Annotated in this window: 18 protein-coding genes; 12 read left to right on the forward strand and 6 right to left on the reverse strand. The window is 39.2% G+C overall.

What is annotated here, in order from left to right; genetic code table 11:
• Positions 1-7: 7 nt before the first annotated feature.
• The 3 genes from KK060_RS01415 to KK060_RS01425 form a co-directional block, all read right to left on the reverse strand.
• Positions 8-679, reverse strand: a complete 672-nt coding sequence (locus tag KK060_RS01415; protein ID WP_254151614.1) for a peptidylprolyl isomerase — start codon at positions 677-679, stop codon at positions 8-10.
• Between the two features lie 87 nt (positions 680-766).
• Positions 767-1,009, reverse strand: coding sequence for a hypothetical protein (locus tag KK060_RS01420; RefSeq protein ID WP_254151615.1), 243 nt, complete (start codon positions 1,007-1,009; stop codon positions 767-769).
• Positions 1,010-1,064: 55 nt separating this feature from the next.
• Positions 1,065-1,961: a YihY/virulence factor BrkB family protein gene (locus tag KK060_RS01425; protein WP_254151616.1), complete on the reverse strand. Its 897-nt coding sequence runs from the start codon at positions 1,959-1,961 to the stop codon at positions 1,065-1,067.
• Between the two features lie 260 nt (positions 1,962-2,221).
• Between KK060_RS01425 and KK060_RS01430 the strand changes: the two genes are divergently transcribed.
• From KK060_RS01430 to KK060_RS01445, 4 genes are all read left to right on the forward strand, one after another.
• On the forward strand, positions 2,222-2,671 hold the full coding sequence (locus KK060_RS01430) for a hypothetical protein (RefSeq protein WP_254151617.1): 450 nt from the start codon (positions 2,222-2,224) through the stop codon (positions 2,669-2,671).
• Between the two features lie 92 nt (positions 2,672-2,763).
• Positions 2,764-5,301, forward strand: coding sequence for a PIG-L family deacetylase (locus KK060_RS01435; RefSeq protein ID WP_254151618.1), 2,538 nt, complete (start codon positions 2,764-2,766; stop codon positions 5,299-5,301).
• 146 nt (positions 5,302-5,447) lie between these two features.
• Entirely contained in the window at positions 5,448-7,142 is a 1,695-nt protein-coding gene (locus tag KK060_RS01440; RefSeq protein WP_254151619.1) for a sodium:solute symporter family protein, read from the forward strand.
• Positions 7,143-7,308: 166 nt separating this feature from the next.
• Positions 7,309-7,833, forward strand: a complete 525-nt coding sequence (locus KK060_RS01445; protein WP_254151620.1) for a DUF6232 family protein — start codon at positions 7,309-7,311, stop codon at positions 7,831-7,833.
• A gap of 161 nt (positions 7,834-7,994) precedes the next feature.
• On the opposite strand, the gene KK060_RS01450 is transcribed toward KK060_RS01445, so the two are convergent.
• Complete coding sequence (locus KK060_RS01450) at positions 7,995-8,219, reverse strand: hypothetical protein (protein ID WP_254151621.1); 225 nt, start codon at positions 8,217-8,219, stop codon at positions 7,995-7,997.
• Between the two features lie 256 nt (positions 8,220-8,475).
• Between KK060_RS01450 and KK060_RS01455 the strand changes: the two genes are divergently transcribed.
• The 7 genes from KK060_RS01455 (at position 8,476) to KK060_RS01485 (ending at position 14,222) form a co-directional block, all read left to right on the forward strand.
• Entirely contained in the window at positions 8,476-9,951 is a 1,476-nt protein-coding gene (locus tag KK060_RS01455) for a baeRF7 domain-containing protein (protein ID WP_254151622.1), read from the forward strand.
• 10 nt (positions 9,952-9,961) lie between these two features.
• A complete protein-coding gene (locus KK060_RS01460) occupies positions 9,962-10,171 on the forward strand; it encodes a hypothetical protein (RefSeq protein WP_254151623.1) in 210 nt (69 codons plus the stop codon).
• Positions 10,172-10,180: 9 nt separating this feature from the next.
• Complete coding sequence (locus KK060_RS01465; RefSeq protein WP_254151624.1) at positions 10,181-11,044, forward strand: SDR family oxidoreductase; 864 nt, start codon at positions 10,181-10,183, stop codon at positions 11,042-11,044.
• Between the two features lie 114 nt (positions 11,045-11,158).
• Positions 11,159-12,133 carry a TIGR03885 family FMN-dependent LLM class oxidoreductase gene (locus tag KK060_RS01470; protein ID WP_254151625.1) on the forward strand — a complete coding sequence of 325 codons (975 nt, stop codon included), beginning with the start codon at positions 11,159-11,161 and terminating at the stop codon, positions 12,131-12,133.
• Between the two features lie 14 nt (positions 12,134-12,147).
• Positions 12,148-12,519, forward strand: coding sequence for a sensory rhodopsin transducer (locus tag KK060_RS01475; protein WP_254151626.1), 372 nt, complete (start codon positions 12,148-12,150; stop codon positions 12,517-12,519).
• 76 nt (positions 12,520-12,595) lie between these two features.
• A complete protein-coding gene (locus tag KK060_RS01480; RefSeq protein ID WP_254151627.1) occupies positions 12,596-13,762 on the forward strand; it encodes an alpha/beta hydrolase family protein in 1,167 nt (388 codons plus the stop codon).
• Between the two features lie 202 nt (positions 13,763-13,964).
• On the forward strand, positions 13,965-14,222 hold the full coding sequence (locus KK060_RS01485) for a hypothetical protein (protein ID WP_254151628.1): 258 nt from the start codon (positions 13,965-13,967) through the stop codon (positions 14,220-14,222).
• A 468-nt stretch (positions 14,223-14,690) separates the two neighbouring features.
• On the opposite strand, the gene KK060_RS01490 is transcribed toward KK060_RS01485, so the two are convergent.
• Both KK060_RS01490 and KK060_RS01495 read right to left on the reverse strand, forming a co-directional pair.
• Positions 14,691-15,272 (reverse strand): DUF4347 domain-containing protein, encoded by a 582-nt coding sequence (locus tag KK060_RS01490; protein ID WP_254151629.1) that lies wholly within the window; start codon positions 15,270-15,272, stop codon positions 14,691-14,693.
• A 339-nt stretch (positions 15,273-15,611) separates the two neighbouring features.
• Positions 15,612-18,068, reverse strand: coding sequence for an ABC transporter permease (locus tag KK060_RS01495; protein ID WP_254151630.1), 2,457 nt, complete (start codon positions 18,066-18,068; stop codon positions 15,612-15,614).
• 200 nt (positions 18,069-18,268) lie between these two features.
• Here KK060_RS01495 and KK060_RS01500 point away from each other — a divergent pair, with 200 nt between their 5' ends.
• Complete coding sequence (locus tag KK060_RS01500; protein ID WP_254151631.1) at positions 18,269-19,759, forward strand: hypothetical protein; 1,491 nt, start codon at positions 18,269-18,271, stop codon at positions 19,757-19,759.
• The last annotated feature ends 217 nt before the right edge of the window (positions 19,760-19,976 follow it).

Here is a 19,976-nt window from a genome sequence, read left to right on the forward strand (position 1 = left end):
GTTTTGATTATTTAACCGTTACCTTTATGGGTATCTTTTTTAATGGCTTGTCTTCACTGAATGTTTTTACACTTGCAATTTTATCAATGACTTCGAGACCATCAACCACTTCTCCGAAAACGGTATACTTTTGGTCCAGCGACATATAGCCACCCTGCTCCATATAGATTTTCTTTTGTTCGTCTGTTAGCTTCAGGTTGTTATTAGACTCTTCGTTTTCTACCTGATAGTCTGCATAAGTGCTTCCATGTACGATAAAAAATTCAGACGAAGAAGATTCCAGGTTAGGGTTGTTCTCATCTGACCTTGCCATGGATAATGCACCTTTCTTATGGATGTATTTAGGATTAAATTCAGCGGGTATAGTATACGGCAGTTCTTTTGGGTATATCCCTGCCTGTATCATAAACTGGTAGAAAATCCTATAGAATTCAGCGTTCTCGTAAGTACCTTCTTTAACAAGCTTGATGAAGTTTGCCCGATGCAGAGGAGTGTCTTCGTATAATTTCAGGCGAATATTTCCATAAGGCGTTTCTATAGTAACTTCTGTTTCGGGATTCTCTTTTCCGTATTGCGTTAATACCTCCTTTAGATTCTCTTTTGTAATCTCAATAACAGGTTTCCTCGACTCACAAGAGAATAAAACAAGAAATAATAATAGACAGCTTAGTCGTCGCATGATACCAGCAAATTTTAGGCTGCCAATCTGCAAAAAATATTGTTGATCAAAAAATGTCTGAGATGTATATTGGTTCTGATTTAAGTATCAAAGTCCTGCCTCGTCAGCAAGACTCATTTCCGAGTCATCTAGTAATCCCTGATTTAGCTTAGGAAAAATGTATTCGTTTCTGCTGTCATCAATGTTTACAGCCTCCTTAATTTTTTCCTCTTGAACAAGAGAATTAAAGGATTGGTCGCCTCCAGCAGTTTGACCTACCATATCTTCTCCGTCGTTTCTCTCAGCAGACGGGCCGGGGGCAAACTGATTAAATAATGAATTTGATTTCATAAAGAGGTATTTTATTGGTCTGATATAAGACTAATAAATTATTATGCCCTGCAAATCAATCCAATAGCTTCTCCTCATATTCGTGCGTATACTTAGTTGCGCATATATGCTTGTTCATATTATCTCCATAGGCATGAGTAAATGCTGCTCCAAAATAGAGGATAAAAGAACAGTAAAAGATGAACAGCAACAGTAATGCAAATGAAGCAGAGGCTCCAAAGATTGTTTCTATCCGCGCATGAATTAATACTTTGCCTAAAACTAACTTTCCAGCGTTAAATAAGATGCCTGTAATAAAGCCACCATTGAATGCAACTTCCCATCTTACTTTCGCTTCAGGTAAGAATTTAAAAAGAATAGTAAACCATGTTGAGATTACCATTACAGAGAAGAATATATTAAAACCTCTTATTACGAAAAGACCAATTTTCGGGATGGCTATTTGAAGGTAATCCAATGAAATGGCTAGAGAATAGTCAATAACGCCGGCGAGCAGAAATAGAAATCCTGTCAGCACTATAATTCCAAGTGAAGTACCTCTTTCACGGAGCTGATACCTAAAGCTAGTTCTTCTTCGCCTGATCTTCCACAGCTTGTGAATGTTCTCTTTGATGACTTTAAGGAGGGTAGTGCCCACAAAAATAAAGAAGATTAAACCGGCAATTGATATCAGTCTATTGCTTTCGGCACGCATAAAATTATTCACAATAGTTTCAATCTCTTTGGTTGCCTCTTCACCTACCGTTGATGCGATCTTTTCAAAAAGCTGGTTTTTAATGCGATCTGACTTAAAGTATAAGCTAAACAAGCTTACCAGTATGATGACAATAGGAGATATAGCGAAAGTTGTAAAAAACGCAGTTGAAGAAGACAGAATGAGTGGCTCTGCACGTCTGAGGAGGTTAAATGATTGCCTGCATAGTTTCAAAAATAATTTTAACCGTTCTATCATTATTTAAACTGTCATTTCACTTTTTAGCATTGAAAACAAACCGCATGCATGAGCAAGATACGTTATTATCAATAAGGAGCTTCAATTTTTAACATAAAGATAGTAATAAGCGAATTATAATTAATGCAGTTAATGTGAATCGGATCAGAGTCATTCTTCTAGAGATCGCAACAATATCTGATTCCTGTAATTTTTTACAACAGTGTCACTACTGAAAGCAAAAAATAATACTTACCTTTTAATTACTTTAAAAAGTAACTATGAAACTTTTTGCATTGGCACTTTTAGTGATTTCTATGCAGGATATTGCCTTCAAGGAAAAGGAACACTTTGAAGTAAAACTAGATTATCAATTTAAAATCAGACCAGTACAGGAGCGTGTTTGGGCTGCCTCAGAAAAGTCGAGAAGTACCGAAAGTCTTCTTCCTTACCTTGTTGTAAACATAAACATGCTTCAATTTTCTGAGGGAGAGGTTAGGGTGCGAATAATTAATAACAAAAGCACTTCTCAGGGAAGTAAGAAAATTTATGAAGGAATGGCTATACCTGTCGTAGTAGGCTTTACGGACGATGCAAAGGATAGGGTTACCGCTCATGAGTACCAGGTAATATTTCTTGACGAGAAAAAGTCGCCACTAAGCCGGATAGTCATTTTTATTGAGGATGATGGAACATTTTATGTAAATGGTGAAAAAAGAGGCAGATTATAAGATATCTTCCCTTGTTAATAATTGTTAAAAATGTTCAAGCGGTAAAGTAATTTCATTAGAATACCTTTAAAATTGCAGCTTAAACCTGATACATGAGAAAGGTATTTTTGTTTTTCCTTCTTACTCCAATAATTGTTTATTCGCAAACTTATCAGCAACCAGATGCGGCTCAGATTAAACTAAGGCTGAAGAAACTTAATTTTCTAGGTTCAGTTCTCTATATGGCGGCGCATCCTGATGATGAGAACACAAAAGTTATAACCTATCTTTCTAACGATCGGCTGGCTACAACAGCTTATTTATCCCTTACGCGGGGAGATGGCGGGCAAAACCTTATAGGACCTGAAATCAGGGACCTACTAGGTGTAATACGTACCCAGGAACTATTAGCAGCAAGACGTGTAGATGGTGGGCTCCAATTCTTTACGCGAGCCAATGATTTCGGTTTTTCCAAGTCGCCCAATGAGGCTTTTTCTATTTGGGGGAAACAAGAAGTTTTCTCAGATGTAATTAAGGTTTTCAGACAATATCAACCAGATGTTATCATAACAAGATTTCCTCCCGATGAGCGTGCTGGCCATGGGCATCATACTGCTTCGGCAATCTTAGCTAACGAGGCATTTGATGCTTCAGCAGATCCGAACGTTTATCCTGAACAGTTGAAGGAGCTAAAAGCATGGCAGCCGAAACGACTCTATACCAATACGGGGAGGTGGTGGAATAAAGACATTGACGAAAAATCTCCAGGGGTTTTAACTTTAGATGTAGGAGGCTACAATCAGCTACTAGGAAAGTCGTATACCGAAATTGCAGCACTAAGCAGTAGTCAGCATAGGAGTCAGGGTTGGGGAACAAGAGGTGTGCGAGGCTACTTTCCCGAATTTTTGGAATATATGAAGGGAGAGCGGGCGCAGAAGGATGTCTTTGACGGCATCAATACCACATGGACCCGACTAAAGGGGGGTGATAAAGTACAGGTCCTTGTCGATAGAGTGATTAAAGAATTTCAGGTAGAAAATCCCTCAGCAATTGTTCCGACCTTGCTACTTCTCCGAAAAGCAATTAATAGCTTAGAGGAAGGCATATGGAAGCAACGCAAGCTCAAAGAAGCCGAGCAGCTTATTAAGGATTGTCTTGGATTATACCTGGAAGTAACCTCTTCGCACTACCAGACAACCCAGGGTGAAGAGTTAAAAAATTCTTTTGAGCTTGTAAACCGTTCTTCATTTCCCTTGACCTTAAAGAATGTAAGATCGGCTTCTTTGAAGTGGGATACAACATGTCTGCAGGAGTTAAAGACGAACAACAAAATTCAATTTAGGTCTAAAATAATAACACCGGAGGCGCTTCCTTATTCAGATCCTTACTGGTTGCAAAATCCGCATACGCTGGGTTTGTTCAATGTTCACAATAAAGCATATATAGGCCTTCCTGAAAATCCTCCAGCCATCTCTTATACCTTTACATTCGAGGTCGGCGAGGAATTAGTTGACTTCGAAGTGCCACTTATCTATAAATGGACTGATCATGTAAAGGGTGAAATGTGGCGGGCATTGGAGATAGTACCACCGGTATTTATAAATACACAGGATAAGGTTTTAATCTTTTCTGATGACTCACCAAAGCAGTACCGAGTAGTATTAAAATCATCGTCGAGTAAAAAATTAGAAGGTACCCTTAAATTGAAACTTCCGGAGGGATGGAGAGCTGAGCCATCGGCACACACATTTAGTTTTACACGCCGGGATGATGAGCTGATAAGAACATTTACAATTTATCCTTCTGTTGCCGAATCTAAAGGTGTGTTAGAGGCAATAGCTGTAATTGATGGAAAGGAATACAATAAATCAATTCAGCTGATTCAGTATGACCATATTCCCGTTCAGACAATTCTTCCAATTGCGCAAACCAATGTGGTAAAGATCGGACTTAAAAAAGAAGGAAAGACGATAGCTTATATTAAAGGCGCCGGAGATGAAGTCCCCAACGCATTGCGTAATATGGGTTACGACGTGTGGGAGATGAAGAATGAAGAAGTAACACCTGATAACCTAAAACGCGTAGATGCTGTTGTTCTTGGTGTTCGTGCATTAAATACGAATGATCGCATACGCTATTTCATGAATGATCTTCTAGCTTACGCAAAAGAAGGTGGAACTGTGGTAGTTCAATACAATACCAGTAACGAGCTGTGGGTAGAGAACTTTTCTCCTTTTCAAATAAAGTTAAGTAGAGATCGTGTTACGGAGGAAGATGCGGAAGTGCGTATTCTTAAACCTGATCATGTAGCTTTAAATTATCCAAATAAAATAACTGCAAAGGATTTTGAAGGATGGGTGCAGGAAAGAGGGCTGTACTTTCCATCTCAATGGGATGCGAACTTTGAGGCTTTACTTTCTATGAATGATAAAAGAGAAACTCCGAAAGATGGAAGTTTACTGGTTGCTAAATACGGGAATGGCTATTATGTGTATACTGGACTGTCGTTTTTCAGAGAGCTTCCTGAAGGAGTTTCAGGTGCTTATAAACTCTTCGCTAACCTTGTTTCGTTAGGAAAGCAGCCTGTAAAAACTGAGGCAACAAAAGAAAAAAGCAAGGAAAAACCAAACGCTAGCAAGAAGCGTCTTTAGTTATATACGATAAAGAAAACATTTAATACTAAGATGGAAAAAGACACTCCACCTGTCTTCAAGTCCTGGCGTCAGTGGTACGTTCTTGTAATAGCCGTACTGGTTGTTCAGGTTGTTTTATATTACCTGTTAACCCAGTCATTCTCATGAACAGTTTAGATTGGGTAGTGCTTATAGGCACCGTTGCTTTTATTGTTACCTATGGAACATGGAAGACAAGGAAGACAGCAACCATGGAAGGCTATCTGAAGGGTGATAGTTCCCTTAAATGGTGGATGATCGGCATTTCTATTATGGCTACGCAAGCGAGCGCTGTAACTTTCCTATCAACACCTGGGCAGGCGATAGAAGATGGAATGCGTTTTCTTCAGTTCTACTTTGGTCTTCCAATTGCCATGGTCATTATTTCAGTTACTATGGTACCTATCTATTATAAGTTGAAGGTATACACTGCGTATGAGTATCTTGAAAACCGATTCGACCTTAAAACACGTTCTCTCGCTGCAGTATTGTTTCTTATACTTAGAGGGCTTTCCGCAGGTATAACATTGTATGCTCCTGCATTGGTTCTTTCAACAATATTGGAGTGGCGTATTTCGATCACCACTGTAATAATCGGTTCACTGGTTATCATCTACGTTGTATCCGGAGGAACTAAGGCAGTTAGCCTAACCCAACGTCATCAGATGGCTGTAATCATGAGCGGAATGATACTGGCCGGGATACTTGCATTTTCAATGTTGCCTCATGATGTTTCATTTATAGATACTGTTACAATAGCAGGGGAATTGGGAAAGCTCAACCTTGTTAATATAGAATTCAATCCCAATGACAGATACAACATTTGGTCCGGACTTATTGCAGGTACCTTTCTGTTTCTTTCTTACTTCGGAACAGATCAGTCGCAGGTAGCGCGTTACCTAGGAGGCGCTTCAATTGCTGAAAGCAGATTGGGACTTATCTTCAACGGTCTGCTTAAAATCCCAATGCAGTTCATTATTCTTTTTATCGGTGTGCTGGTATACGTATTCTATCTCTTCCATCAACCCCCCATATTTCATAATACAGTGCTTAAAGAGACTGTAATGCAAACTGAAAGAGGTGATACCTTACGAGCTATTGATAATGCTTATACCAAAGTCTTTAACGAAAAGAAGGGTGAGGTTATTAACCTTGTTGATGCTATTCACGCAAAAGACGAGCGTAGCGTGAAGGCAGCACGTTCAAAAATAAAGGCAATTGAAGAAGAAGAAAAGCTACTAAGAGATTCTACAAGAGCCATTATTAAGAATGCGCTCCCTGCCGCCAAAGTTCAAGACCGGGATTATATCTTTTTAAATTTTGTACTGAATAATTTACCGCATGGAATTATCGGCTTACTTCTCGCCGTCATGTTTTCTGCAGCCATGTCGTCAATGGCAGGCGAACTAAATGCGTTGGCATCAACAACAACAGTGGATATCTACAAAAGATCGGTTGCCATCAATCAATCAGAAGTAGTATACATTAAAGCTTCAAAATGGTTTACTATTGCGTGGGCAATTCTCGCTATGGCTTTTGCTATGCTTGCAAGCTTTGCAGAGAACCTGATACAATTCGTTAATATAGTTGGGTCACTATTCTATGGAACTATTCTTGGTATTTTTCTTACAGCTTTCTATGTGAAGTATGTGAAAGGCACGGCTGTTTTTTGGTCAGCGCTTATAGCAGAGGGAATTGTTTTCTATTGTTACTTCTTTACCGATATTGCTTTTCTACTCTACAACATAATTGGATGTATCAGTGTTATACTAATATCCATTCTTACGCAGGCGTTTATTCAAAAGCAACGTATTGCGTAAATAGTTATCAGCTTAAATTTTGATGCCAAGAAGTACAGACTTTATTCGTTGATGTCATTCATTTAACTATTAATCAATCTATCGACTTCAACGGCAAAATGATCAACTTATTTCTTTTCTCACCGTAACTAGTTACAATCTGAAACCTGTAAAAATGTAGAATTATATGATACCAGATAAAGTTATCTATACAGATGGGAGGGATGTAACAGTTACAGATTCTGCTCTCAAAGTTAAAAATACAGCTTATAATATAAGTGGTATTACAAAGATGTGTTTGTGGACTATAAAGCCGCAACGTTGGCCTGCAGTACTTCTGCTCTTACTTGGCATAGCAGGCTTAGTATGTGGATGGATGGGGCTATTGCCCGAAAGTATGAATATGAATACCAATAGTGGTGTCATTAATAGTAATACCCTCGCCTTATGGATTGGTGCGGCATTAACCGTTATTGGAATAATTGCGTTGGTGGTAGCAAAAGAAAGATATGCCGTGCGCATTGCTACTGCTGAAGGAGAGAAGAACGCCGTAGTAAGTTATAAGCGGGAGTATATTGCTCAGATTGTTGACGCACTTAATAAAGCGTTTTCATTCAATACAACGCAAAATACATTTGCCAGCTCACAACCTTCGGGTTATACTACGAGCACTTCAACATCAGGGAAAAGTTATGTAACAATAAAAGAATAAGTTGGTTTCAGTAAGGCTGTAGATTATAAAATCTACAGCGTAATAGATCTGCTCTTAGAGCAGATCTTTTTTGTTTAAAAAAAAGAAGAGCTTTCAAATTCATGAAAGCTCTTTCAATCTATATGGCTTTGGAAGAAAAGACGTGCGAATATCAAGTGGCACTATTGAGCTAGCACCTGACCTCCATTGTTCACTTTTACAAGTTTAACGGTGTCTCCGTTACAATCTACACCTTTTCCGAATTCAATAATGGTATAACCTACACATTTCTTTTTTACTACTGATGCGTTACTAGCATTTTGTGCAGACTCATTTTTTGGAATATCAGCACCGATTAGAACAAATACTAATGCTGCTAGGCCTGGGGCAATAATAAGTTTTTTCATGCCTTTTAAGTTTAATGAGAAAGAAAACGCGAATTTCAGGATTAACTCAACTGTATATCAATCGGTTATGCAAACCTTTAATTCGGGACTATATCTTAATAAAATATTGTGCCATTGATAAACCGGCTTAAAAAGGGCGCAATGTAATGCTGCTTGGGCAAAGTTTCTACAGCTGGTGAAATTTTCTATTCTAAAAAATTAAATGTTTGGTACAGTAATTTTCATAGGATAAGCATACCAAAAATGTTAGGAAATTATGGGAAAAGATAGAGAAGGAACATTTCATCCTCGCAAAGGAAAACCATCTGGTGCGGGAAAAACAGAACTTGGAACAACCGGGTTAAAAGATATTGACACTTCAGAGTTCGATAATTACTTAGACGTTGCGGATAGATATACAGTTGGAGAAGAACAGCCAGCTCCTAATATTCCTGTAAGACATCCCAACAGAAATGTTGATAAGGGAGAAGAGAGAAAGCAGGAGAAAAGAGATAATAATAACAATACAAACGGTAGTTATAAAAGTAAAGCGGAGACATTTACAGTAGAGCGTACGTCAACGACGCCTGAAGAGCTACCTGCATTGATGTCTAAAGATCAATTAACAGCACTTGCTAATTTTAATTCTAGTGTATGTATTACTGCATATTTACCTACGCACAGCTTTGGTGGCGAGAAAAATGATCAGCGAGATAATATCGTATTTAAAAATATTCTCCAGCAAATTACCAGTCAGCTTCGCGAGAAAGGTATGGACATGGGAAGGATAGAAACGCTGCTCAAGCCTGGTTATGATTTACTTCGAAATAATGAGTTCTGGTTAGATCTTAAGCAAGGCCTGGGTGTTTATATAGCGGAGAATCATTTTAAATATATTAAAATGCCATTAGCTCCTACTGAAAAGATAATGATAAACTCATCGTTCTACATCAGTCCGCTAATGCCAATCTTATCCAGTAAGGAGTACTTCTATGTGTTGGTGTTAAGTAAAAAGCAATGCAAGCTTTATAAAGCAGATGCTTTTGGGATGACATACGTACCAACGCCGGAAGTTCCTAATGGTGTTGATGATGTTGTTCGCTTTGAAGACAAGGACGACGAAAAATTGTTTAGAACAGATACAGCAGGTGCTGGGCAAGGTGCGAATTTCCATGGGCAAGGTGCTGGTAAGCCAGATGAGAAAAAGCATATTACCATCTATTTCGATGAGGTAGAGGAAACGTTGTGGCGCGACGTCTTCAATACTGAAAATGTACCACTTGTGCTTTGTGGGGTTGAATACCTGATACCACTTTACAAGAGTGTAGCTAAATATAAATTTATTTGGGATCAGCCTATTACAGGAAGTCACGAGCATGATGATATCAATACATTATATAAGCAAGCCCGACAACTCGTTGAGCCATACTTCCAGCAAAGGGTAAACAGAGCATTGGAGAATTATGGAAACCAATCTGCCACTGGATTAACGTCCAGCATTGCAGCTGATGTGATTCCTGCAGCGCATTACGGAAAAGTATCGCATCTCTTTGTTCAGAAAGACGAACATATTTGGGGTACGTTTGACGAGATGGAGAATAAGCTGGTTATCAATGAATCGCAGCAAGGTAATGATGAGGATCTTATTGATAAGGCAGTGATGAAGACCATTCTAACAGGTGGTGAAGTTCACATGCTCGAGAAAGAGCGTATGCCGGGCCAAAGCCAGATTGCAGCATTAATGAGATATTAAGATTTTACATATGCAGAATTACAGAATCTATTTTGGCGATGGTGAACGTAGTGAAGTAGTAAGGATATTACGCAGCCATCATGATATTATCATTGATAACATAGATGATAATAGCGTAGGAATTACGATAGAACGTGATGATGACGGTGCTTCTTATAGAAGTCTTATGGATGAAATCGATCGTGAAATTTTCTCTTTAAGAAGCGAATCAGGTATATAAACTTTAGATATGGATTCATCAGTAATGCCAAAGGAAATTCCACCTCAGCATCAGGATAAACAACCTGGTATTGAGCAGGAGATGAATCCGAGGCCGGTCTATGATAATGACCAACCTGGCTTCGGTCGTCTTAAAGATAAAGTTGCAATTATTACCGGAGGAGACAGTGGTATAGGGAGGTCAGTGGCGGTTCTGTTCGCCAAGGAAGGAGCAGATGTTGCAATTGTTTACCTCAACGAACATGAGGATGCAGAAGAGACAGCGGCTCTCGTCAGAAAGTATGGCAAGGAAGCCTTGCTGATTCCTACTGATATTTCTGTTGAGGTTAATTGTAAAAATGCAGTTGACCAAACGGTAGAAAAGTTTGGAAGGTTAGATATTCTTGTTAATAACGCTGCAGTTCAGTATGAACAACACGATATACAGGATATATCAGCACAACAATGGGAATACACTTTCAGAGTGAATATCTTTTCGTACTTTTTTCTTTCTAAATATGCATCAGCATATATTCAGGAAGGTGGTTCAATTATCAATACCACGTCTGTAAATGCATATCGGGGAAATGAAGTATTGATGGATTACTCAGCGACTAAGGGTGCAATTGTATCCTTTACAAGAAGTTTGTCGCAGTCATTAATTAAGAAAGGCGTTCGTGTAAATGCAGTAGCTCCTGGGCCGGTATGGACACCTTTAATACCTGCATCATTTGATGATGAGAAGGTAGAAAAGTTTGGTAAAGATACACCGATGCAGCGTCCCGCTCAACCGGTTGAGATTGCTACATGTTACGTGTTCCTTGCTTCCAACGAGGCTGCGTTCTTAACAGGACAAGTACTTCATCCGAATGGAGGTTCTATTATTAATACGTGATTTTTGGGGTTTATTAAGACAGAAAGTTCGCAGATGAAAGTCTGCGAACTTTTTTATTTCTATTCATGGCAAGATTCTTTATTGTATTAACGCAATAAACAATTATAAAACATCATGGCGCTAATTGGGTATCATGCTTCACACGAACAGTTTAAACCAAGTGAACTGCTTCAATACGTAGCAATGGCAGAGCAAGCAGGGTTTCAGGCAGTAAATTCATCTGATCATTTTCATCCCTGGAGTAAACGTCAGGGGCAAAGTGGTTTTTCCTTTGCCTGGTTGGGTGCTGCATTACAAAGTACAATGCTGCCTTATGGTGTTGTGTGTTCTCCAGGACAAAGATATCATCCAGCTATTGTTGCTCAGGCTGTATCTACTTTGTGCGAAATGTTTCCGGGAAGGTTTTGGATTTCGGTGGGAAGTGGTGAAGCGCTTAACGAACGTATCACAGGAGAGAAGTTTCCTGCCAAGCAGGAGCGCAACGAAAGATTGCTCGAGTGCGTGGAGATAATGCGAAGACTGCTGAGAGGGGAGAAGGTAACACATCATGGTCGGGTTATTGTCGAAGAAGCACAGTTATATACGCTTCCACAGATCCAGCCATTGATTATTGGGGCAGCAGTTACTACAGCAACTGCAGGATGGGTAGGTACCTGGGCCGACGGACTTATTACGATTAATGCTCCTGAAAGAGAATTAAAAGAGACTATAAAAGCTTTCCGGGAATCCGGAGGAGAAAAGAAGCCGATGTATCTGAAACTTCAACTATCCTATTCGAGAAATGAAGAGGAGGCGCTTAAAGGTGCATACGACCAATGGCGAACCAACATCTTCTCAGGCAAAGTACTCGGTGAACTATGGACAGTGGAGCAGTTTGATGCCATCGGGGAAATGATAAGACCAGACGACATTAAAGATATGATACATATTTCTTCAGATATCCAAAAGCATGTCGATTGGATTAAGAAGTATATAGATATGGGGTTCGAGAAGATTATCCTGCATAATGTTAATCGTGAGCAGGAATACTTTATTCAGGAATTTGGAGAAAAAGTATTGCCCCATGTGTCGTCATTGCAGACTGCTTAATTTAAAAGTAAATAATGAAGGCAATTGGTAAAAAATTGTGGGTTATTGCCGAAGGTTATATACCCGAATATGGTACTGGTAAAGAACCGGAATTTTTAAGTCATGAAACCGCTTGTATTCTGAACACCTCAGATAAGCCAGCTCAAGTATCTATAACCATTTTCTTTAATGACAGGGAGCCCGCAGGTCCCTTTAAAATTACTGTTGAACCGAGAAGAACGCTACACCTTCGTTTTAATGATCTGAAAGAGCCAGAACAAGTTCCGTTGGGTACTGATTATGCCAGTGTTATAGAATCAGATACACCCATTGTAGTTCAACATACGCGGCTGGATTCTAGACAAGCTGAGAATGCAATTATGACAACTATTGCATATTCAGAATAGGGTTAAATTGAGGAAGGAACTTTTACTTCTTGTATTTTAGTTCTTCTTCTATCACCTTGACCATATGTTAAAATTGTTGAATATATTCTTGATCTTATCTGTATTGTTTTTCAGCTGCCAGGATGATACAGCATCCGAAAAGCCGGCAGAGAAGAAATACTTTATCTCAGCGGAAGAAACGGCTGATATTCCCTTAGAAACATTGAAAGCACTCACTACAAGCCTTGGGCAACCCGATATAGCGGCGTTATTAAAATATAGTATTAAGTCTTATACAATTGTTTATGAGACTACTTTTAAAGGAGAGCCAATTCAAGCCTCAGGACTTTTGATTATACCTCAGGGACTAACAGCAGACGCCCCGATAATCAGTGTGCAACACGGAACTACCTTCGTTAAAAGTGATGCTCCTTCTTTAGGAGCGTTTACAGGAATGGAATTATTTGCATCAGCAGGATATATTTCGTTAGTGCCTGACTTTATCGGTTATGGCAAATCTGCATCTGTATTTCACCCTTACTACGATAAGGATCATTCAGCTTTTGCAGTAGTAGATATGATTAAGTCGGCAAAAGAATTTCTTGCCAGTAAGAAGATTGGCTTTAACGAAAAACTATTCCTTGCAGGTTACTCGGAAGGAGGATATGTGACATTGGCAGCTGCAAAAGAAATAGAAACGAACCCTTCACACAACCTTAAACTCACAGCTGTGGCAGCAGGAGCTGGTGGCTATGACTTGAATGAAATGCTTAAAGGAATAACCACAAGTACATATTATTCCTATCCAAGTTACCTCGCGTTTGTAATGATGTCGTACAACAACACTTACAACTGGAATAAACCGTTAAATTATTTTTTTAAACAACAATATGCTGATGCACTAAATCAGTATATGAACGGAGAATATGGTGGTTCTTTTATAAATCAAAAGTTAACGACTGATCTTAATTCGCTTTTTAATGCCGATTTTTATAGTCGATTGAAACAACCACAGGGAGAACCAGAACTAAAACAAGCACTGGCTAATAATAGCATTGTAGGATGGAATACCGCCACGCCAATCCGGTTGTATCATGGTAGTAAAGATGAAATCATCCCTTATCAGAATTCTGAGTCAACATTAAAGAGCTTTAGAGAAGCTGGAAATAATAATGTCACGCTAACTATTATTCCTCAAGCTACCCATGGTAGCGGTCTTCAGCCGATGCTTCAGAACGTTATACCTTGGTTTCTTTCGTTATAATGGTGCTAAAGATGCTGGCGAATGCATTGCTCATAAAGAAAAAATGTACCACGGAGATTGAATGATATTTGCAGAATAAGGTAGTTGCCTACCTTCCTGTATAAGAAAGACGTTGGATCGTTGGCTATTTAATTTTTCAACGGTCGTTTCATCAATAGCTTATTTTTTAGCTTTGTTTGAAAGATCTTTCTGCAATTAGAGTATGTTAAAATGTATTTCCAATAAGAAGATGTTTGCAAGTGTCGAGCTTGCGGAAGACGTACTCATCGAGTTATGGACAAAAAATGACTATACAGATAACAATGCTCCTATTGCGGTATACAAATGCGAAGACTGCGGATATTATCATCTTACCTCCCGCGGACCTATGAATTCCAAACTCGCCTCACTTATCGGATCCGACAAATTTAAAATTATGAAGGAAGCGAACCGATGGCTTGACAAATGGAAGAAAAAATAGAGTCATATTTTTCTACTTCGCCTGCTGTATAAATCTTGCCAAGCCAATATAATCGCAGGAAAGTGTGCCTTCAAACCCGAATACCGGAATATATTTAAGTACAAGCCCCGGAGCCTCAGTTTTTGTATAACAAGAGTAAATAGGTATTCTTCTAATAGATCTTCATCCAGGTGATAAGGTATTGCTAGCCTGTAGGACCAGAGGTGGACCCATCTGCTTATAGTAACGGATTAGTTGTCCTTCTGCCATTCTTCTGTCATCCTTCTATCAACCTTCTGAAAAAGGCCTTTTTATAGAAGAATCATTGAATCTACAGTAAAAAACCGCAGTATTACTACTAATGCCAGACCGTATCAACACGGTAGCCACGCTTACTGTTGTAGACAACGAAAAAGAAGGTGACGGAGGGAAAAGTTTGTTTTTATACGCTTTCTGAAAGCCGGATATTGTGCTTTTACGGAATGTGCGTCATTTAGTTCTTTTTAACAAGGCAGGATAAGTTTCCCGGGCCTTTCTGCTGAAGATATGGCTACTTTCTATTTTGCCTGAATGGAGTTCCAATGACCAGTCGCCGCCTTGTAACTCGGCACCTGTGTCATTTTCAGACGCCGCGATGTCTATACCTGTTCGAACAGCAAAGCTGTTCACAAATCCAATACCTCTCGATCCTTTCCCTACTTCACAGCCATAGATCAGGATGTCTCCTCCTGGCATAAAGCATTCTTTCCATGTCCCCAATATGAGCTCACTTTCTTCAATCATATCACCTGTAAGCTCTTTATTAGCAAAAAGTAGCTTGCCTGCCTCGCCGTGGGTTACAATGTGGAGGGAGTTTACTGGTTTATGGGTTTTAACCGCGCTGGTAATAAAGGCAAGTATATCACTTGAGTTATTAAAGAACACAACTTTAGTCCCTGGTTTTATTTCCTTAACCAGAACTTCTATGTTCTTTAAACTTCTGTCGATTACAACAACATTAGAGCCTTGCTTATTCTGCTGCGCGAAAAGAATCTGGATGGATAAGATAAAGGCGAGTAGAAACTGTTTCATAAGCAAATCTCCAAAACATATTGTCGGAAAAAATTGATGCCTATAACACTATCTATAAACGATTTTTACCTATTTCTCGGAACCATAGATAAACTTGCTGCTTTTCTAATGGGTCGTAATAGCGCTTGTATCGATTGAGTAACTCAAACTGCTGCCGCTTATAACAGTTCTTCCGAAACCGTTATTCTGTTCACAAGGAAAAAAACTTTTACAACAGGCCAAGCTCATTATTGTCTTGCTTCAGTTTCCTGTTGCAATAGTAGGCAGTTGTAGAACGAGTTAAACAAAAGAACCACATAGTTTCAAGTCATGCGGTTCTATTTTACAGATGTAATACTTCTAATTGACACGGAAAGTATCAACCGGATTTTTGCTTGCAGCCCTTATAGATTCAAAGCTTATTGTGAGCCAGGCAATCAAAAAAGCAATCATTCCTGAAATTAAAAAGACCGTAATACCCGGGCTGATTTTATACGCAAACCCCTCCAGCCATTTGTTCATAGCGTAGTAACCCAGCGGAACAGAGATAACAAATGAAATTACAATAAGTCTGATATACTCTTTCGACAGCATGGTTACAATACTTTGTACTGAGGCTCCAACAACTTTACGTATACCGATTTCTTTTGTCTTGCGCTCGGCAACGTAAACCGAGAGACCATATAAGCCAAGGCAGGAGATAATCAATGCAATAGTAGTTGAAATGGTAAGCAGGGTAGAAGTACGCTTTTCGGCGGCGTAAAGTGTCTTTATGTTTTCATTTAAAAAGATACTTTCGAAAGGAGCATCGTTTATGCGTTCATCCCACAATGCTTTCATCTTTGCCTGCGTTTGTTGGAACGATTTCATTTCTATTGTTACTGCCATGTAAGGGAAGTAATCGCGGTTTCCTGATAGCATAAACAGCATCGGGCGGATTTTGCGATGCAGCGAGAATTGGTGAAAGTCGTTTACTACACCGATAATAGAAAGTTCGTACCGTTCAGAACCCGGTTCAAAGAATATTCTTGAGCCCACAGCTTTATCGAGAGGAATATCAAACTCCTTCAGGCTTGCCTCATTAACTATAATTTTAATTGGATTAATCGTGTCATTAGGAAGATTATCTTGTCCCACAATAAAATCTCTTCCGGCAATCAGATCAATATTAAGCGCATTAAAGTATTCAGCATCAACACTAATGATGTCGTGAGTAACAGACTGATCGTTTGACGATCCTTCTTTGTAAACACCCCAATCCCGCGAAAGCGGTGTTGATGGAATACTTGATGTTGCAGATACAATGCCTACACCTTCCAACGCTTCAAAAGCTGATTTTAAGGTTGTATATTGACCGGATGCCTGTGCAGTGCGCATGGGTATCATTACAACCTGGTCTGTTGTAAATCCTAACGATTTGGTTTGAACATATTTAAGTTGTTGTTGGATAATAACAATAGAGGAAATAAGGGTAATTGTGATTACGAATTGGAAAACTACAAGTCCTTTTCTTAACCATTGTGATCCGTCACTGCTTAGAGACTTTCCTTTTAAAACGGAAGTTGGTTTTAGTGATGAAAGAAAAAAGGCAGGGTAACTTCCTGCAAGAAGGCCTGTGGTGGCGGCAATAAATAATGTGGCTGAGATAATAAAGGGAAGATTGTTTCCGGTAAATGCCAAGTGCTTTTGCATGATTTCATTAAAGAAAGGTAGCGCAAATACTACCATTAGAAAAGCTAAGACCAAAGCAAAAGCAACAATAACCAATGACTCTCCTAAAAATTGCCTGATGAGGTTATTTCTAAAGGCACCCATCGATTTACGTATCCCTACTTCGCCTGCACGTTGTGCGGATTTAGCCGTTGTAAGGTTCATGAAGTTGATACAGGCCAGCAGAAGTATAAAAATACCAATAGTGCCGATGATGTAGATGTAGGTAATGCTACTGCTGTTGGTATCAGATGAAGCATCGGTTCTGATATCAGAATATAACCTTACCTCGTCAAGTGGTTGTAGCTTGAGTATCTTATTTCTTCCGGATTGCCTTAGTTCATTGCCAGCATGCATTTCTACAAACCCTGGCAGCTTAGCTTCAACGTTCTTGTATGTTTCCGGCTCTTGAAGCTTAATGTAACTGCCTACAATATTATTGTTAGCCCACGTAGTTTGATTTAAAACCCATTGTCCCCAACCATTGCTATTCATGCTCATGTAGATGTCCGCATCTACATGAGAAGGAAATTCCGAAGGAGCTACCACTCCTGTTACGCGAAAAGTGTCGGCAGCGGTACCGCTGTTGATAATAATCAATTCATCCAGTGGACTTCTTTTACCAAAGATCTTTTCACTTAGCTTCTGCGAGATCAAGGCAGTAGACGGAGCGTCTAACGCAGTTGCGGCATTGCCTTCAATAAGCTGATAAGGGAAAACATCAAGAAAAGTTGAATCGACAAGAAAAGCTTTCTTCTCGAAAAATGAATTATCCTTATACCGTACAATATTGATCTCTGTATTCAAAGGTTTCATCACCCTGGTAAACGTTTCAATTTCTGGCAATACCTGCGCAAGACCAGGTGCAATAGGAGGTGACGCATTTCCTGTTGTTTCAGCTACACCATCTTTAACAAATGTTGTATTGATACGGAAGATTTTCTCGCGCTCGGAAAACCCTTTCTCATAATTAAATTCGTCCTGTATATACAGCGTTATTAAAATGCAACACGCGATACCTGTTGACAGGCCTAAAATGTTTATCAAAGAGAATACTTTGTTTTTTACAAGTAGTCTCAAGGCAATGATAATATAGTTTCTTAGCATAACAGAAAGGATTTGGGTTAACAGGATTTTAAATAGAACTTCACCTTAGGGGGATGGTTACAGTACTATCACACAAAATTTTTTGGTAAAGACAGGTGTTTGATACAAAAGTTGCATAATGCGGTGATCGGAACGAAGTATTTGGTTACTCTAAGTGTGCTTTTAATTGACAGATAAGGGGTATTTTGTATCTTCACACTGTGAAAGCACTAACCTCTCTGGTTGCCCTTTTGGTACTTGCCCTGGTTTCCTATGGCCAGATTAATATTGATTCCGTGCAGCAAAAGCTTTCAACACCACCACAGTTGCCAGATTCTTTAAAGACAACATGGTTAAAAGTAGATTCTATACGAGTTGGTTTTAATCACTCGTCCGACAGTTTAAGAGGTGAATATCAGCAGTTGATCGCCCCGATTGACTCTAAAATCAATAAGGTTCAACATAAAATTGACAGCTTAAACAAGCTAGGAATGCCAGCCAATGCGCTTACGCAGAAATTGGATAGCCTTGATCAAAAAAGAAAGGCTTTAAAAAATGATTTAGATCAGAAGACTTCATCCCTTAAAACAAAAACAATCGGTAAGCTGGACAAAGTTGAGATGACGCCAGGAATGGAAAAGGTAAGGGGAGATCTTACACAACAAGTTAATGGGTTTAATCTTTCTGATAAGAACATAACAGGTATACCTTCAATTGAAGTGCCGGGTTATTCTATTCCCGATTCTGATCAGTTAAGTAGTATTTCATCACAACTCGGCGAAGCCGGTAAGGTGGCAGAATTGCCGAAAGTAGATACACCTCTTGGTAATGTAACTGATATAACAGGGGAGGTTAAAGGATTAAGTGAAGATATAACAACCATTACAAAAGGTGGGAATCTTAACGATTTAAAAAACATTGATAAGACAATCGAGAGCCAGGCAGGGAAAATTGAAGGCGTACAAGAATTGCAAAAGCAATCGGGAGCTGTAGATGGTCTTCAAGGTAATATTGATAAAATGGGAAACCCGGATGCTTTAAAACAAGAGGCTAAAGCAATGGCTAAGAAAGAAGCCATCAATCACTTTGCCGGGAAAGAAGAACAGTTGAAGGCGGCGATGGATAAGCTTTCAAAATACAAGGCTAAGTATAGTTCTGTTAAAAGCATTAAAGACCTACCTAAACGTCCACCCAATGCGATGAAGGGCAAGCCATTTATTGAAAGGTTTGTACCAGGAATGTATTTGCAGTTTCAAAATAAAAATGGATGGTTCTTTGATGTAAACCCGTATGGAAGTTACAAGATAAGTGGGAGGTTTACTTCCGGTTTAGGATGGAATCAGCGTTTTGTTTATGATCATAAGGCGCAGCTATGGCTTTCGAGAAGTAGAATTTTTGGTCCCCGCGCGTTTGTTGATTTTCATGTTGGCAAGGGATTCAATGTTCACCTGGAACAAGAGGTGATGAATACCTTTGTACCAAATACCCTTACAGGCAATACCGATAATGGCAAAAGGGAATGGGTTTGGAGCACGATGCTGGGGCTAAAAAAACAATACAAGATTTATAAAAATTTAAATGGTACAGTGCTGATACAGTACAACCTTTTTAATCTTTACTATAAGGCACCTTATCTTGATCGCCTTAATTCAAGGATAGGATTTGAATACACTTTAAAAAAGAAGCAGAGTAAGGAAGAGGCGAAGAACTGATTTTCAGTGCGTTGAATCACACCAATGCATCTTTTTGCAAACTTATGATGGTTTTTACAATGTCCCAGGTAGCGTTTATTTAAAGATTTACCTAACGATGACTCCAACCGTTTGTGTTTGAACATAGGCGTAAGTTGGGTTATTACAAGGATTAAAAGCAGTTAAGGCAATTGACTGCTTTTTTATTTCTGCCTAGGGGCAAAAATTGTGGATAATT

It is taken from the genome of Chryseosolibacter indicum (assembly GCF_018598585.1).
GTDB lineage: Bacteria > Bacteroidota > Bacteroidia > Cytophagales > Cyclobacteriaceae > Chryseosolibacter > Chryseosolibacter indicus.